Origin of the sequence: Nostoc sp. 106C, assembly GCF_002154725.1 — a bacterium.
Lineage (GTDB): Bacteria > Cyanobacteriota > Cyanobacteriia > Cyanobacteriales > Nostocaceae > Aulosira.
Genome location: NZ_MTAW01000204.1, coordinates 1 through 18,528, shown reverse-complemented (window position 1 = coordinate 18,528; position 18,528 = coordinate 1). Strand labels below are relative to the sequence as shown.

At 39.6% G+C, this 18,528-nt stretch carries 10 protein-coding genes and 1 pseudogene; 1 reads left to right on the top strand and 10 read right to left on the bottom strand.

The features are described 5' to 3' along the window. Positions 1-219: 219 nt before the first annotated feature. The 10 genes and pseudogenes from BV375_RS30855 to BV375_RS30810 all read right to left on the bottom strand — a co-directional run bounded on the left by BV375_RS30855 (position 220) and on the right by BV375_RS30810 (position 14,647). A complete protein-coding gene (locus BV375_RS30855; RefSeq protein ID WP_086767638.1) occupies positions 220-1,701 on the bottom strand; it encodes a DUF5009 domain-containing protein in 1,482 nt (493 codons plus the stop codon). 62 nt (positions 1,702-1,763) lie between these two features. Continuing rightward, positions 1,764-2,684: a polysaccharide deacetylase family protein gene (locus BV375_RS30850; RefSeq protein ID WP_086767636.1), complete on the bottom strand. Its 921-nt coding sequence runs from the start codon at positions 2,682-2,684 to the stop codon at positions 1,764-1,766. A gap of 563 nt (positions 2,685-3,247) precedes the next feature. Continuing rightward, entirely contained in the window at positions 3,248-8,041 is a 4,794-nt protein-coding gene (locus BV375_RS30845) for a non-ribosomal peptide synthetase (protein ID WP_086767634.1), read from the bottom strand. 957 nt (positions 8,042-8,998) lie between these two features. Continuing rightward, on the bottom strand, positions 8,999-9,445 hold the full coding sequence (locus tag BV375_RS30840; RefSeq protein ID WP_086691949.1) for a hypothetical protein: 447 nt from the start codon (positions 9,443-9,445) through the stop codon (positions 8,999-9,001). Between the two features lie 126 nt (positions 9,446-9,571). Further along, the gene (locus tag BV375_RS30835) at positions 9,572-10,801 is read right to left on the bottom strand and encodes an anhydro-N-acetylmuramic acid kinase (RefSeq protein WP_086767632.1); all 1,230 of its coding nucleotides are present in this window, start codon (positions 10,799-10,801) and stop codon (positions 9,572-9,574) included. Between the two features lie 102 nt (positions 10,802-10,903). Beyond that, a complete protein-coding gene (locus BV375_RS30830; RefSeq protein ID WP_086767630.1) occupies positions 10,904-11,182 on the bottom strand; it encodes a hypothetical protein in 279 nt (92 codons plus the stop codon). A gap of 148 nt (positions 11,183-11,330) precedes the next feature. Next, positions 11,331-12,248 (bottom strand): tetratricopeptide repeat protein, encoded by a 918-nt coding sequence (locus BV375_RS30825; RefSeq protein ID WP_086767628.1) that lies wholly within the window; start codon positions 12,246-12,248, stop codon positions 11,331-11,333. 89 nt (positions 12,249-12,337) lie between these two features. After that, the gene (gene petJ / locus BV375_RS30820; RefSeq protein WP_086767626.1) at positions 12,338-12,670 is read right to left on the bottom strand and encodes a cytochrome c6 PetJ; all 333 of its coding nucleotides are present in this window, start codon (positions 12,668-12,670) and stop codon (positions 12,338-12,340) included. 219 nt (positions 12,671-12,889) lie between these two features. Then, positions 12,890-13,399, bottom strand: coding sequence for a GNAT family N-acetyltransferase (locus BV375_RS30815; protein WP_208099216.1), 510 nt, complete (start codon positions 13,397-13,399; stop codon positions 12,890-12,892). Between the two features lie 77 nt (positions 13,400-13,476). Further along, positions 13,477-14,647 (bottom strand): annotated as a pseudogene (locus tag BV375_RS30810) (RpoD/SigA family RNA polymerase sigma factor). 798 nt (positions 14,648-15,445) lie between these two features. Between BV375_RS30810 and priA the strand changes: the two are divergent. Then, positions 15,446-18,022, top strand: coding sequence for a primosomal protein N' (gene priA, locus BV375_RS30805; RefSeq protein ID WP_086767620.1), 2,577 nt, complete (start codon positions 15,446-15,448; stop codon positions 18,020-18,022). Positions 18,023-18,528 lie beyond the last annotated feature (506 nt).

The window sequence follows — 18,528 nt, the reverse complement described above, 5'->3', positions numbered from 1 at the left end:
ATACCGTTTCACTTTCATCATGATACAAATACGTTGATAAGGACACGGTATTGCCGTGCCCCTACGAGAGATCTATCTGTAGCAAAGTTTTCGTGAATTGGTATAAGGGGTGGGGTAAAACGTATGTGGGATAAGCGTTGAGCTTAAGTTGACACCAATGGGCAGTGCCGTGCCCCTACAATCTGTCGCATTCTTTTTTCAAATTGGTATAAAAATATTTTATGTTTTCCAAAACAGCTTGTGTCTCGTAAAAAAACTTGTTAATAGAGCGATAGGTAAAGTGTATAAAATTCCTTTAATTACTCCCATAACGGGAGTTGTAGTATTTGCAATAACTACATCTTCTAGTCCACTAATCTGTAATATTGGCCAGACAAAATTGCCAAAAGCAACATAAGCAATCATCGGATTTTGTCCATTACTAATTAATATATTTAGCCATTTTTTAAAGCTAAAAATATCAATTAGAATAGTAAATATAATTAAGATAAAAATGGCAATTGCACTGGTTACAAAATAATAGCTATATGTAGAAGGATCTTTATGAATTCCACCCTGAAAAGGCTCAAAAAACAAGCCAAGAAATAGCCAATAAACTCCCCACTGATAATACTGCGTGAGCAAATAGTCTACATCCGTCTCTGGCTGTGCAAATAAAAACCAGCTAGCAGCGCAAATTGCAGCACTTAAGAAAGTTGTTTGCCAAAGCCAACGAGCTTGTAATCCAACTAGCAACACCAAACATATCATCAACATTGATAAGATAATGAGCCAGAGACGCTGCTTTGAACGATAGTTTTCCAGATGTTGTTTATCTGGGATATCACTGGATTGAGTATTTCTCTGTATCCAGTTTAATAACAAGTCTCCGATAATAGTCCCAGGAATGATAATAAATAAATATTTCAGGTAATAAAATTGAAAAATCCAAGAGTAATTTAAATCATAGTTGAAAATTTTCACAGATGAGGCTGTCCAAAAATTTTTGATCCAGCTATCAGATGTAGCAGATAATTGCAGAGCAATCAAAGAACCCATTAATCCTAAACGTAACAGCAAATTTGAGCGAGTGAGCAACCAAACTAGGGAGCCAAAAACAGCCATATTTGCTAGAACTATAAGAATAGGATCGCTGCGCTCAAGCAAAAAACCTTTACCGCCATATTGAAAGTGAGAAATTAAAGCAATAGCAGCAATTAATCCTCCAAGATTGAGCCATACACCATACTTACTCCACTTCCCTAAAATAGACCAACGGCCAAATATTAAGAACAACAAAACAAAACCTAAAAGTGCTACATACCATGTTGCTTGAGTAGGGTTTTGATTGATGGTGAAGGGCTCAAGATGTTTCAGAATGATAGCAAAAGCCCCTAGCATTAACCCTCGTTTCAAAATGTACAGAATAATCCTTGTAATACTCCAACCTTGAGTAAAACGACGTGATAGTGCTAGTGGTATAGCTGCACCCATTGCAAACAAGAATAGGGGGAATACTAAATCTACCCAGGTTAAGCCAGCAATTTGAGAATTAAAATTATGGGTAGGAGGTGGTTCTTGAGCATGATACATCCAAGCAGGCAAAATTTTGTATCGGATTGTGCCTGAAAAGACCATTGCTAAGATGGCAAATCCTCGGAGCGTATCTAAGGCATCAGCGCGTTTTAAACTTGTGTTAATAAGAGTTTTACTTTCCTGCATCAATGGTATTACCTGGATTTTTATTAATTTGGTATTGATGTAGATATATTGTCTTAAAAGGCTTATCTCTGAGGAATGGTAAAAGAACGACTAGCCATCTGAATTAATCTTTCGATTGTTTTTTTTCGATTTACTGTTAGGCGTGAAATTCGATATTTATCGCTCAACCAACGGAACCGCAATATTGCGCTGTTATAAAGATAACCAGATTGATAGTACTTAGCTGCGTAAGTTTCTACTTGATGATTCATCGACCCATAGGGATATGCAATATGGGCAGCTATCTCCTGTTCGGGAGCTAAACCAGTCATACATTCCCTGAGATGAGTTTGTGCTTGGGACAGTTCTTCATTCAAATCCTGCACAGTCAATGTAACCAAGTTCTTGTGGTTCTGCCCATGAGATTGAATATCATAAAATCCTTTTTCAAATCCGCTTCTTAAATCCTCACAACTCAAATAAGTTGTAGATGGATGATTAACTTTAGCTAGAGTACCTGGATTCACAAATAAAACAATTTTAATTTTCTGCTTAAATTCTTTTTCTAACCTTTCTAAAACAGGAATTAGATTAGTGTAGACTGTTTTATAGCTGTCATCAAAGCTCAACATGATAGGTTTTTTGCCAACATATTTCTCCGGAATATCTTGAGAACGATTAATAAAGTAATCATACAATTCTTGTGTAGACAGGAACCAATAGTTCTTAGCAGCTAAATCCTCTAGAAACTTTTCTAGATTTTGCATAGGATAAGCCATTCTCTGAGCTATGGGGTTCTGAGCTACTCCAAAATTAGGATTATTTAAATCAACAATGCCATGAAATCCTAAAATAGGAATTCTTGGAGCATTTATATATGAAAGAGTTATAAGAAGGGTAAAAAAGAATACAATACTATATAAAGAAGAAAATTGGAAATCACCTGTTTTTTTCCGAGGCAATCTTTGAGGTTTTGACTTTTGACGCTCTAATTTAAAAAACATTTTTCCTGATGAAATATTACTAGATATTTTTACTCATCAGCCCTCAGTTTATAAGTTTCCGCATATCTAGTTGACTGACAAAAAACCACGATTATGGAGAAATTTAGGGTTTAAATTTGAAACCCAAATATTTATATACTTTTTGCAGTTAATTCGTGGATTAGACAATCAACGCCTGAACCGTTCCTGATAGCTTGGGGAAAATATAGCACGACTTCTATTGTAATGGCATGGTTCTAAAATCTTCTTACGCATTAATCTTTGTATTCCGTTACTCTAGCCTAGGACAAGGTACGCAGCCTGGGAGAAGCTATTGCGCCTTTGAAATAACATTATTAGTGGTTTAGCGATCGCTAAAATGTTGTCCTAATGCAACTAAAGTCTGATGTTTCAATATCTCCAATATGGAGATTGCTTGTAAAAAATAGTTTGCAGCAATTCACGTACCTGGAATAAAATCAAAAAATTGCGATCGCGTTTAACTTTGTCTACTTGAAGATTTTTTACCAAACGCGATCGCTTCACACTTTCAAAGGCTTGAAAATTACACCTGTGATAAGCTCTCAGTTGCTGGGTAAACCCTTCTGTGCTAGAGGTTCTGCATCAGTCAGCAAAAGGATTTGTCCCAATTTTTGGTTGGTATCAGTAGCAATGGCTGCTAACAAAGCCTGAAAGTGCCTACTCATACGAGCCATCGTCTGGCGCTCAAATAAGTCGCTGTTGTACTCCCAGGTAGCTTTGAGTCCAGTTGCAGTTTCTACCATTGAGAGAGTCAAATCAAACTTCGCTGTCATTGACTCTATATTGATGGGAGTTACAGAAATTCCCGGTAGTTCCCAAGGACGGGGGGCAGATTCTAAATTGAACATAACTTCCAGCAATGGACTCTGACCAACAGAACGATCTGGTTGTAAAGTTTTCACAAGTTGCTCAAAAGGAACATCCTGGTGAGCATAGGCTGCTAATGCTACCTCGCTTACCTGATTCAGCAGTTCACTAAAACTAAAATTTTCTGAAATCTTGAACCGCAACACGAGAATATTGACAAACAAGCCAATGAGGGATTTAGTATCGTGGTGGTGGCGGTTGGCAATGGGAGAACCAACTAAAATATCTTCGCGATCGCTATAGCGATATAGCAAGATGACAAATGCTGCTAGCAGAGTCATAAACAGCGTTACACCTGATTGCTGGCTCAGGATTTTTATTTGCTGGGAGAGATGAGTATCAATATCAAACTCTAAGGTGCTACCTTTAAATTTATGCAATGCTTTTCGCGGTTTATCTGTGGGAAATTGCAGCAATGGTTGCACATTTAATAACTGCCGAGTCCAGTAGTTGAGTTGTCGTTGTAATACTTTTGTTGTTAACAACTCCCACTGCCAAAGCGTATAGTCTACATACTGAATAGGTAAATCCGGTAAGGGAGAAGGCTTACCTGCACAGAAGGCTGGATACAAGCTAGATAACTCTTGCAGGAAAATCCTCATCGACCAAGCATCACAGACAATATGATGTATGGTCAGCAGTAATACGTATTCCAATTCTGATAACTGCAACAGCTTGGCTCGGATCAGAGAATCTCTAGCCAAGTCAAAGGGTATATGAGCTTCTATTTTGGCTAACTGCTGTACTTCGTTGTCTTGATCTAGTGAATTCTGCAAGTTGACCACAGATAAGGTAATAGTGGCATTAGGATTAATTACTTGTACTGTCAAACCATTAACTACCTGAAAGTGAGTCCGCAAGCTGGCGTGACGTTGAACAATTTCCTGGATGCTGCGTTCTAGAGCATTGATATTTAAATTGCCGACAAGCCGGACTGCAAGTGGCATATTATAAGTTGCATTTTTTCCTACCACCTGATCGAAAAACCAAAGTCTTGCTTGGGCAAAAGATAAGGGAAACTCTGTTTGGTCTTGCGAAACAGAAGCAATAGCAGGTACTATATGCCCCAAATCTGTTTGACGATATCTAGTAATCAACCTTTCTAGCTCGGCTACTGTCGGCGCTTCAAACAAACAGTTTAAGGGTAGCTCTATCTGATAAGCTTGCCGCAACCGGGAAATAACTTGCATTGCCAGGAAGGAATGTCCTCCCAAAGTAAAGAAGTTGTCGTGAATTCCAATCTTTTCTAGTCCTAGGATCGTGGCAATAATATCAGCAATTACAGCCTCCGTAGGTGTTTGCGGCGGTATAAATTGATTTTCCTGTTCTAAATTGAGATGAGCTTCAGGTAGTGCCCTGTGGTTAACCTTTCCATTGGGTGTGAGGGGAATGTGCTTGAGAATCACAAAAGTTGTCGGCACCATGTACTCTGGCAGCTTTTGCAGCAAAAAACTACGTAATGCAGTTGATTTTAAAGTACAGGTTTTTTCTTTACTGGCTTCCTCTGCCGGTACAACATAAGCAACTAAGTATTTTTCTTTAGAGTGGTTAGCGTTGATTGTGACTACGGCCTGCTGTACCTTTGGATGCTGAGCAAGTACATTTTCGATATCTTCTAGCTGAATCCGGAAACCCCGGATTTTCACTTGCTGGTCAATACGTCCGAAAAACTCTATGTTGCCATCTGGTAGATAGCGGGCGAGGTCACCAGTTTTGTACAAGCGTGCGCCAGGTTGAGAGCTAAATGGATGCGGGATAAAAGTCTTTGCTGTCAAATCTGGTTGGTTAAAGTAACCCCTCGCTAGTCCATCGCCTCCAATGTAGAGTTCTCCAGGTATGCCAACTGGTACTGGCTGTAATTGCGCATCGAGCAAATACACTTGAGTATTGGCAATTGGGCGACCGATGGGAACAGCAGCATCAATATTAAATGCATCCGTTACTTGGTAACAGCAGGTCAGAGCCGTATTCTCTGTTGAACCATAACAATTAATTAGTTTTAATTCTGGGGCTGCGTGCAGGAGTTTCTTAACATGGGGAACAGATAAAACATCTCCCTCCACTAGCAGCTGCTTTAACTGTTTTAATTCTGCTAGGTGCTCATCTACCATTAAGCGAAATAATCCGGCCGTCAGGCACAGAGTTGTCACCTGATGTTGTCGAATTGCTTGTGCCAACTCTAGCAAAGACGGTGTGTGAGGAGGCGCGATCGCTAAACGCGCTCCATTGAGTAAGCTACCCCAAATTTCTAGTGTTACCCCATCAAAAGTAATCGGAGATAACTGAAGAAAAACTTCTTCTTTAGTAAAGTTGGCATAGTTGTTATCTTTAACTAAATGCACTACACCTCGATGGGTGATACTAATACCTTTGGGTTTGCCAGTAGAGGCAGATGTATACATGACATAAGCTAGATTTGCCGATGTCATTGATGGTGTGGGATTCTCTTGACTATGTTGCGCAATGATGTTCTCGTCTGTATCCAGGCAAATTAGATGTGCTTGATGTACAGGTACAGACGCCCGCAAATGTGTTTGCGTCAGCAACACTGAGACTTGAGTTTCTTCTAGTATGTATGCCAAGTCTTCTTGAGGAGAGGTGGGATCTATGGGTATGTATGCACCACCCGCTTTGAGAATCCCCAAAAGTCCGATAATCATTAACACAGAGCGCTCTACACAAATACCCACGAGAACCTCTGCCCCGACGCCTAGAGATTGCAAGTAGTGCGCTAGCTGATTAGCTTTTTGATTTAATTCTTGATAGGTAAGTTGTTGGTCTGCAAATACCAAAGCTACTGCATTTGGTGTCAATTCTACCTGCTGTGCAAATAACTCATGGATGCATTTATCTTGAGGATATTCTGTGTGAGTATTGTTCCACGCAACTAATAGCTGATGTCTTTCGGTTGCTGTTAACAAAGGTAATTCCCCAAGGCGTTGCTCTGGGTTGGCGACAATTCCCGCTAGTAAATTCTGGTAATGAGTTTGCATCTTAGCGATAGTTGCAGCATCAAATAAATCGGTACTATATTCCCAAGCAATTTGGAAGTCATTACCTGCTTCCATAATCCTTAAGTTAATGTCAAATGCCGCGCCCCGTTGTACTCCCAGATGGGGCAAAATTTCGATTTCCATTCCCTGTTGTTCGAGGTTTTTGGGATTTTGAAAATTGCGATATTTATGCCAACTAAAACAGACAGACACCAGGGGCGAACGACTGCGATCGCGCTCAATTTTTAATTGTTCGACTAACAAAGAAAAAGGAGCCTCTTGATGCTGGAGCGCTCCGATTACTAAGCTGCGTAACTGAGTCAGCAATTCTTTGAAGGTTGGGTTCCCAGCCAAATGAGCACGTAAGACATTTATATTAGTGAAGTTACCTACAATTTTCTGAAACTCTTTGCTACCCAACCTACCTGCTATAGTAGTTCCTACCACAATTTCTTCTTGACCTGTATAGCGGTAAAGTAGAGCAAAGAATGCCGTCAGCATAACCGTAGAAAGAGAAGCTCTTTGAATGTTTTTTAGCTTCTTCAGTTTTTGAATCAGTTCTGGGTCTAACTTGAAAATAGCGGTATCGCCCCGATAACTTTGCAGTGGGGGGTAAGGTCGATGCTTAAAGCGAGCTTCGCTAACGGTAGGTAAATTTAAAGTTGGTAATACACCTTCTAGCTGTTTGTGCCAATATTTCCAAAGTTTTTCTTGGGAACTCGCCAGCATCTCTGTTTGCCAGCGCACATAGTCTGTGTATTGACATTTAGGAAAGGGGATACCAAAAGAAATTGAGGATTGAGTATTAATTTCGGCAGCATACAACAGTTGGAGTTCTTCGATTAATAACTCAAAAGACCACATATCTCCAGCAATGTGGTGCATTACAATTAATTGAATGTTTCCTTGCGTTGTATTGCTAAACAGTTTTACCCGCAATACTGGGCCAAGTTCTAGGTCGAAAGGACGATCTGTTTCTAAATAAATTTGCGTATTTAAATATTCTTTACTCCAAGAAGAAGCATCTATCACTTCTATGTCAACTTCTTGATAGGAGTGGATCTGTTGAACTGGTTGACCGTTGCGAATGGCATAAGTAGTTCGGAGAATTGTATGACGATCAACAAGCTGCTGCCATGCTCGTTCCCAGGCTTCTAAATCCAAGCCAGAGTTGATTCGCGCTGCCATAAAAATATGATAAGCAACGCTTTTTGGTGCCATCTGGTAAAGGAACCACAAGGCTTGTTGACCGTGGGAAAGGGAACAAAACGATGTGGTGTCGTCTAATTGGCAAGAAGAAGAACTATCAGATTGCTTGAGGATTGCTAGTATTTCGGCTTCTTGCTCTCGCAGTTGCGCTAACAGGGCAGGAGAGAGGATCTCTTTGACCGCTTCATAGCGTAGGCTGTTGCCCTCTGTCCAGAGCTTCACGTTAAGACATCGCAGCTCTAACAACAACTCATCAACTGTTTTCATTAGTATAATTTTCCTTTGAGCAATCCACAGAATTTAAAAATCTTAAATAGCTATCACGATCTGCGTACAATTGGACGCATCAAAAAGGGACTAGTACTGTTACACGGACTTCAAAATTCAAAATTTTAAAATTACTCAAGTATGAATCCTGTACTAAGTTGGTTGAGAATTAATGTCTCTTCATTCTTAGCCTTCATTTTTTTATTTTCATTAGGGGCAATTAAGAAAACAATTTACTGATTTGACTTATGCCAATTGTTATGACTTAATTTCAGTCGTTATTTACACGGCTCTCAGGTATTTTTTGATGATTAAACAACAATAAAAGATTTAAAAATTGTGGATTTAAGATAAGAAAATCTAAATTACTTTAGATTAAAAATTTAGGTAATTAAAACTAAATTGCTTTTACCTTGAGAACCGTAGTTCTCTTTATATAAGGTAAAGATCTGAACGCAAGCCAAAACTGAATAATATCCTATTTTTACAAAACTCTACGTTTCAAAATGAGCGGGATTTATATAAAAATTTAGATGCAAAGAAAAACGCAAAAAATTTATTTAAATGTTATAAGTTTTTCAACTCACTTATAAACTGCTTACGCAACAATATAAAAATCAATTCTGATAATATCGTCAGTATAAGTACTAATTTTTTGTTATATGTGTATTGTAAATTCAGTGATTTTACAGAATTAAAGAATGATTATTTAATAAATTTAATAATGCGTTACACTAACTTGGTCATTTCCACCTGACCAAATTTCTTCGGAAAACTATGACAATTTTAGGAAAAACCTTTCAGATACTAAAAAAGTTTTAGTTGTGATACTTATTGCTATTCTCAAAAATAGAAATATTTCTTTACATTAATTGAAAATGCGATCGCAGGAACTACTAAGTTGATGAATCAAATCAGATTGCTATATATTCTCTAGAGTAAGTCATAAAAGCGAACTTATTTTGGCTGACGCTCTAGGCTGGCTTCTATCGTACTGTTTAAAAAATGACCAGCCAGAATAGCACTACTGAGATAGTAGGAATCATCTGATAGTTGATGCAATGTTTCAAACCCGCTACGACGTTGGCGATCGTTTAGTGCCCAGTAACGCTGCACAATTGTTGATACACCAATCAAACCCTCGCCTTCAACCTGTCCTAAAGAATTATGTTGGAGTAAAAAAGTATATTGGCGCTCTCCATCATCTAAACGCCCCTTATACTGCAAAGAGATTTCCGAGCGATCGCTACCTGGAAAAATCAGCTTTGTCGCCATTGTAAACCAGTTATCTCGATTCCATGCCACCAAGATCATACCCTTGACATTAATCGGCATACTATTGCGTTCCAGCCAACTTCCTTGTAATGTCCAGCGTCCGGGTTGCATTAAAAAAGTGTGAGCCACCTTGTTATGTTCCTTGTCTTGCTCGAGTACCGCCAAGACATAAAGATATATTTGAAACGCAAAAATGTCAGGCGGTCAATAAGTTAAAGTATAGCCTTCAAAAATTTGGAGTGCTAAGTTATTAACTCAATACTGACTAGGATGAATTTCTCCCAAAAGCACTTCTTGAGGTGCTCCCGTGGCGCTAGGTAAGTTCCCTGGAATGCCTAGTTGTCGCCAATAGGCTAAAACGGCAAAAGCGATCGCTTCTTTAAAATCTGCACTCAAACCGACTTCATCTGTAGTCAAAACGGGCACTGATGGTAATAAAGACTGCAAGCGCTGTTTCAAATAAAGATTCCGACTACCGCCACCACATAATAGTATGCGATCGGGCAGTTGCGGTAAAAAGGTACGGTAACTATGAACAATCGAAGCGGCGGTGAGTTCGGTTAGCGTTGCTAGTATATCAGCTGGACTGAGTTGGTATGCTTCAGCAGCTTGTAAACACTCTTGGAGATAAGTTACACCAAATAACTCTCTACCTGTAGATTTAGGCGGTGGTAGTTGAAAGTAATCTTGCGTCAGCCATTGTTCTACTAAGGGATGACAGGGAGTGCCAGTTGCTGCCCACTGACCATTTTCATCGTAAGTTTGAGCACCATTTGACAAATGCTGCACAGCTAGATCTAAAAGACTATTTCCTGGGCCTGTATCCCAGCCGCGCATTTTTTCCAACCAATTGTCACGGCGTAGAGGAATATAAGCAACATTACCAATACCACCGATATTTTGAATACACCGTGCTTCCTGGGGATGACTGAGCAAATAAGCGTCAACTCTAGGAACCAGAGGCGCACCATGTCCACCAATGGCGATATCAGCGACACGAAAGTTACTTACAGTTGTAATTCCCGTTAAATGGGCAATCAATGCACCACGACCGAGTTGCAAAGTGTAACCTAAAGGAGTCCTGAGTCCTGAGTTCTGAGTCCTGAGTAAAGAGTTAAAATTTTTTTCTTTCTCCTCTGCTCCCTTGGGTGGTCGATGGTAAACTGTTTGACCGTGGGAGCCAATCAAAGTAGCTGGTTGATGACCAATTTGAATATTTTGGGCAGCTTCAGCAAAGAAAAAGGCGATCGCATCATCTATTTCTGCTAATTCTGTCATCGAGATGGCTTCTCCTGCGCAAACTCTCAAGATTTTTTCTCTTAGTTCTGCGGGATAGGGATATGTTGCTCCTGCTACTAACTCAACTTTTAGATCTAACTCTTGGCCAGAAATCTCTACTAAGGCAGCATCTATACCATCAACAGATGTGCCACTGATTAGACCGATAACGCGAGTAGGTACGGTAACTTTTTCAGTTGGATACATTGACAGAGCTTTTTTTATTGCTTGCAAGGGGTAGTTTAATTTATGCAATTGCTCCTGTCAAAAAAATTGCATTCAGATAGTCTAAATTTGCCTAAGCATTTATTACTCTTGAGCAGAGCAATGAATTTGTAAACGCTTACCCCCAACTAAAATACATCTGTTACCAAGATTCTTATTTAAAGAAACTGCACTTTGATTCTCATTTCTAGCAGTCACTAATTTTGGGAGTAGTAGTGGTGTTCCAATAGTAATAAATGCTAAAGACAACATCGCTAGTATTATTCTCCTGCTAGCTATGTTTTCTTTTGATTTAGCTTGTGTTGCTTGGCTACAGACTTTTTTTGGAGACCAGAAATGGTCATTGAAGTTGTAATAACTCATCAATGAATCTTGTTCTATTCTATTTTATTGGGGAATACTCTAGCAATCTTTTAAGTAGTTGTCGACTCGATGCTTCCTAATCTATAGAGATATTCTTAGACTTTCCTCAAGCATAAGCTATCTTACTTCTGGACTAATTATAGTTTGCTTACGCAAATTCCGAAACTAAGGGTATTTGTTTTTGCATCGATTTGAGTAAATTTAGAGCTTTTTGATAGGCCAGCTTTTCGCCTGTGTGTCCAAAAAACTCAGATGCTTTTTGTAAATCAGCGATCGCTCCTTGATAGTAACCTAGGTAATATCGAGTTACTCCACGGTTAACATAAGCGAGGGCATTACTGGGATTTAGCTTGATGACTTTGGAGAAATCACGCAATGCACCAAAGTTATCTCCTTTGCGGCCGCAAGCACAACCCCGGTTAAAGTAAGCTCTATAATCGTTGGCATCGAGGTGAATTGCCATACTAAAATCGACCATAGCAGCTTTTAAGTCTTGTAACTGTAAACGCGCTAAACCTCTATCATTGTAGATATCTGCGAGGAGTAGATTTGTTGGCTGGGAAATTTGACTAAGAGCCAGATTGTAATCAATTATTGCTTGTGAATAATTGCCTTTTGCTGCATGAACTAGCGCTAGATTATAGTAAGCTCGAAACTCATAAGGTTTAAGTGCGATCGCTCGATGATAATCAGCAATTGCTGCGGGATAATCTTGTTGCCTATAGTTTGCTAACCCCCGATTTAGATAAGCCTCAGCGTTGTTGGGAGTAAAATTTATTGCCACAGTACAATCTGCGATCGCCTGATGGTAATGTTGTAGTTGCAGATAAGCAAGACAGCGATCGCTATACGCTTCCCCAAAATTACTTTGAAGTTGAATCGCCTGGTTGAAATCCTCTATAGCTTCCTGATAATTACTATGTAGAATTTTATCTACACCCAACTTCAAAAATTCCTGAGCTGTAATTTGGGGGTTAGAGATAGGTGAAGCATAGACAGCATCCGTCGAAAAGGTAAGAAAAAAAACAAAGATTGTAGTGAAAAATAATCGCCAGAAATAATTCATAAGCAATATATTTGACAATTTCGACATTGCTAAAATTTAGCGGGACAGAAGCCCCGCTCTAAATAATTTTTGCTGCTATGTTGGGTTAATTACCAACCTTTATCTGCTTGTTCAAGTACGTAAGCAGCTACATCTTCAATTTGGCTGCTATTTAAACGTCCTTTAAAAGCAGGCATAGCATTTTTACCTTTGGTTACTTGGCTGATAATCGCCTCTGCTGAGTACATATTGTATTTTTCCAAAGCATCTTTTTTCAGATTCTTGTCGGCTTGAACCAAATTTTTTCCTCCTGCATGACAAGAAGCACAATTAGCACTAAATACTTTGGCTCCACTTACAGTGTCTGCTGCTAAAGCTGAATTACTGAAGGCAAAGGTGAAGATTGCTATGCCCAACAGTATTATTGAAAAAAACTTTTTCATTTCGTGTTTCCTCTACAACCAAAGCGTATTCGGTGCAATATCCTCCATAATTTTCAGATGAGTACCTGCTTAAGTCAAAAGACAAGCTGTCAAACTTAGTCTAACTATTTATAATGTTTAAGATAAATTTAAAATCTAACTTGAACTCAATTCTATCTGATATAAAAATTTGTGTTATCTAGATCCCCGACTTCTCAAATAAGTCGGGGATCTAACTTTTTACGTAGGATTTGAGACTACTATAGCTGCTAATTGTGCCAATGCTTCTTCTGTAACTCTGCAAATTCGCCAATCATCTAAAATAGATGCTCCCATGCTGCGGTAAAATTCTTGCGCTGGCTCATTCCAATCTAATACACTCCACTCTAACCGCCCACAATTTCGCTCTACAGCTATTTGGGCTAATTTAGATAAAAGAGCCTTACCAATACCTTGACGGCGATATTCAGGTAATACAAATAAATCTTCTAGATAAATACCTGGCTTAGTCAAAAAGGTGGAATAATTATGAAAAAATAGGGCAAAACCTACAGATTGCCCTGCATACTCTGCTAATATTGCCTCAACATATTTTGGCGAGTCAAATAGATGCTCTTTAAGAGCCATAATATTGCCAGTTACTGCATGAGATAGTTTCTCATACTCTGCTAGTTGCTGAATTAGATCAAATAAAATACTGCAATCAGCAGGTTCGGCAAAACGCAAAACAAAATCGCTACGCGAAGTCATGAGTCTATGGTCTATAGTTTATAGTCCATAGTTTATATTCAACAGTGTAACTTTTTTGCCGATTACCTCTTGCCTATTTAGATCAACCATCCCTTTAAGCGTTTTGCAATATGGGGACGCCGCAATTTTCGCATAGCTTTACTTTGAATTTGTCGCACTCGTTCGCGAGATAGATTGAACATATTGCCGACTTCTTCCAAAGTACAAGGTTCGCTGGTTGTCAACCCATAACGGAGAGAAATTACGTCTTTTTCTCTTGGGGTTAAGACATCTCCCAAAACTTCCCATATCTCCTGACGCATCATATGTTCATTCATTTTTGCTTCTGGAGATTGATTATCTTCATCCTCAAGCAAATCCATCAGTTCCGTGTCTTCTTCTTTACCAACACGGTGATTAAGGGAAAGTGCTTGACGTCTGAGTTGTTGCAATTGGCGTAATTGTTGGACATTCATTTCCAACACTTCTGCCATTTCAGCTTCGGAGGGATTGCGAGAAAATTTTTGTTTGAGTTCGCGTTGCGCTTTTTTAAGCTTGTTAAGTTTTTCAACAATATGGATAGGTAAGCGGATTGTGCGCGCATCATTAGCGATCGCTCGTGTAATCGCTTGTCTAATCCACCAATAGGCGTATGTCGAAAATTTATATCCTTTATCTGGATCGAATTTTTCTGTAGCACGATTTAAGCCCATTGCCCCTTCTTGAATTAAATCTAGAAAAGGCACTCCGCGATTAAGATATCGTTTAGCAATTGAGACTACTAAGCGCAGGTTCGAGCGAATCATTTTGCGTTTCGCTACTCGGCCTTGGTACAATCGACTTTCTAGCTGCTTTTCCGTCATTTCTAGCTCGGCAGCTACTTGTCCTTTAGTCGGTTGTTGTCCTAAGTTTGAATGTAAGGAATGTTGGATGTCCCTTACTTCTTCCAAAAATCTAACTCGCCGTGCTAACTCTACCTCTTCATCTGGTTTTAGCAACGGATAACGCGCCATTTCTTTAAAAAATGCGCCTACAGCATCATCATGCTCGGTTTTATTGTATCCCGAAGGACGGGCTGCTGCCATCTCATCGCCATCACGTTCCTCCGACTCCAGATTTTCTGGAATTGAAGAATCGTCATCTGCCACTGCTTCTAAACTATCAAATGATTGTTCTTCATTTTCAGCAGCACTCTCCAGTAATTCCATTGTTCCCAATTCAGCAATATTCATAACTTTCCTTTAGGGATTGTTGCTTTGTTTGGTACATAATTCAGTGACAGCTGCTTGCATGAGGCTTGGTAGTTTCCCTAAGGGAGAAATGCATATGTCCGGTAGCAAAACAAAAGTTTATGCTAATTTCTCATTAGAAGTTAAAATCAATGTCTAGCTGTCATTCCTTAGTTCTTGCTAGATAGATCTCATAACAATACTGGTCTATGCACCCACCAACTATCTCCTCAGCTTCCCAACCTCTATATTCCTCATTCTTTTCTGTATCACTAAATATGTCAAATGCCCTCAAACTTTCTCAACCTTAACTCTTATAAAATTTTCAGCTAGACATCCCAAAAGCTTAAATTTTTATTTAAATTTCTAAAGTTTTTTAGACTTCATTGGTTGGGAGTGATGTCAAAAATCGTAAGCTTACTGCTGAGTTTATTAGGTTTGATCGAGTTTCATGACTGACACAAAATTAGCAATTTAAAATTCGGGAATATTTTCTTTGTTTGTATAAAAGCATCTCATATACATAAATAATTGAATATCTATCAATAGTGTGAAAATCTTATACTCTATTCAGTAGATATAACAACTATTTAGAAGATAGTGGAGGAAATGCTTTATTGTGTATACGAGGTGTCCAATATTTAGGGCATGTATAGTTGAGTTTAAATTGGCGTTGTGGATTACATAAGAGGAAACTTATCAAGTATTATGAGGGATAAAAGTATTGCGAATTACAGTTTATGCCGTGAGAAAGAAAAAGTTAGATTCTTAGGAAAAAATTGACTTTTGACGAACCAGACATAAGCAATAGAAAAATCTATCTATTAAACTAGAATATATGTATATTGATGGCGTAAATTTATCCCATTTGGTAGTGCATGAGCCTGGAGAATCGTATCAATCACAGACAAATATTAATCGTTGGATTGAAGTATTGGTGGACTGTCCGGGAAACTTGGGGCTATTTACCTATCGATTACCTGCCCAGTTAGAAATCAAACCAGGTGATATTTTAACTGTACCCTTTGGTACACAACAAATGGGAGGGATCGCCATTCGTTTGTTGCCACAGCCAAATACCGATATACCAATAGAAAAAATCCGGGATGTAGAAGACGTAGTAAGTGTAGGGTTTTTTCCCACTGGTTATTGGGAATTATTAAATAAAGTATCGACATATTACTATACACCTCTAATTCAAGCGATCAGGGTAGCTTTGCCACCAGGTTTGTTGGGGCGATCGCAGCGTCGTATCCGCTTAACTTCTTTAGGAAAGCAAAGTGGAAAAAAAGAAGACACAAGTAACTATATACTTACTCAGCAAATTTCTCCTACTTCCACATTCCTTAGTTCCTCAGCACAGCAAATTTTTCAACTTTTACAAGCTCAACCGGCAGGGGACTACAGTTTTGTATATCTCCAACAAAAAGTTAAATCTGCTCATCGCGGAGTTCGGGAGTTAATGCGATTTGGCTTAGTAGAAAGCTACTTAGAACCACCAAGATTAACTCGACCAAAATTACAGAAAGCAGTTACACTAATCGGCACAATCGATAGTGATTTAACCACACGTCAAAGAGAAGTTATAGAAGTATTGCGAAGACGTGGTGGTGAGTTATGGCACAATGAATTATTGCAGATTTGTCATACTACTTCCTCTACCTTGAAGACGTTGGCAAACAAAGGCTACATCGTTATCGAGGAACGGGAAGTATTGCGAACAGAACAAGGGCCTGTAGTGACAGGCGATCGCCCTAAATCTTTAACTGCCGATCAATCGACAGCCTTAGCCAGAATACAAGCCCTCGATGGATATGCGCAAGTCTTACTGCATGGAGTAACTGGTTCTGGGAAAACAGAAGTTTATTTACAGGCGATCGCACCTTTATTAAATCAAGGTAAATCAGCCCTTGTCTTAGTACCAGAAATTGGACTAACACCCCAGCTAACCGATCGTTTTCGTGCCCGTTTCGGTAACAAAGTTAGCGTCTATCACAGTGCTCTCTCGGAAGGAGAACGTTACGATACTTGGCGACAAATGCTTTTAGGAGAACCGCAAGTTGTAATTGGTACACGTAGTGCAATTTTTGCACCTTTACCCAAATTGGGTTTGATTATCTTAGATGAAGAACATGACAGCAGCTTTAAGCAAGACTCCCCCATCCCCACTTATCACGCGCGCACCGTTGCCCAATGGCGAGCCGAAATCGAAAATTGTCCTTTAGTATTGGGTTCTGCTACACCTTCGTTGGAAAGTTGGGTGAGTCTTACAAGAGATAGACTATTAACTCCTCACTCTCCACTCTCTACTCAGAACTCAGAACTCAGCACTCATTACTTAAGCCTTCCCGAACGCATCAACTCTCGCCCTTTACCACCGATAGAAATAGTAGATATGCGGCAAGAGTTGCAGGCAGGAAATCGCTCTATATTTAGTAGATCGCTACAAGCAGCTTTGCAACAGCTGCAAGAAACACAACAACAGGGAATTTTATTTATTCATCGGCGGGGACACAGCACTTTTGTTTCTTGTCGCAGTTGTGGCTATGTGTTGGAGTGTCCTCATTGTGACGTGTCTTTGGCATACCACCACACCGAAGACGGAGCGCCGCAACTGTTGCGCTGCCATTACTGTAATTATGGGCGATCGCATCCGCAATACTGTCCTGACTGCGCTTCCCCTTACTTAAAATTCTTCGGTAGCGGTACTCAGCGCGTCGCCCAAGAATTATCGCGCCAATTTCCCCAACTGAATTACATCCGTTTTGATAGCGATACTACCCGCAACAAAGGCGCACACCGTACTCTACTTACCAGGTTTGCTAATGGGGAAGCACATTTATTAGTAGGTACGCAAATGCTCACCAAAGGTTTGGATTTGCCACAAGTAACACTTGTAGGTGTTGTTGCTGCTGACGGCTTGCTACATCTGTCAGACTACCGCGCCAGTGAAAGGGCATTTCAAACTTTAACCCAGGTAGCTGGACGCGCTGGCAGAGGCGACGATCCCGGTAGGGTAATTGTGCAAACTTATAACCCGGAGCATGAGGTAATTGAAGCAGTCAAACGCCACGATTATCAGTCTTTTTCTACTGCTGAACTAGAACAAAGACAAGCACTCAATTATCCTCCCTATGGACGCTTGATTTTGTTGCGCTTGAGCAGTTTAGATCCAATTCAAGTCCAAAATACTGCTCAGATAATAGCTACAGCGTTGGAAGCATGGGAAGGATTTGAGATTTTAGGGCCAGCACCAGCTAGCATTTTACGGGTAGCTAATCGTTATCGCTGGCAGATATTAATTAAATTCGCCCCTGATGAATTACCTAACTTACCAGATTGGGAACAAGTGCGATCGCTCTGCCCTGCATCTGTGAGCTTAACTATAGATGTAGACCCTTTAAACATCATGTGATAATGAACAGTCCAAATTAATCAGTTTAATCACCTCTTCTGGTACAATCCGTCGAAACCTCAATCTCTGTTCATCATTTTTAGCCTTGAGTACATTCGTCTTTGACGTTGCCGTAGGTATCGCCTACTTCTAGCTTGTATTAGATGGCATTGGCATAAACCTGCGCATTACCAGGGACAATCTGGAAAAGCGCAGTAATTACTTTCCTTGATTACTCTTGCCAGCCGCTACTATTGGTAGACAGTACTCCCACAACTTCATCGTCGGGGTATTTTTCAGTAATACTTTTACTTTATTGCTACAGAGAGTATGGTTAAAGGCATTGATTGGGGTAGAAGTAGGTCAAGTCTCTATATAGGTACTTAAAATTCCTCATTTTAGAGTTATATCCGGAGAAGCCAATAAAGGTGTTTCCCTTTTTTAACTTCTATTAATCAATTAAAGTAAGTTGGTAAGGATTCAGGTAGAGGATTATTGACAAAGGGAACACTTGAGGGGGAGTATCA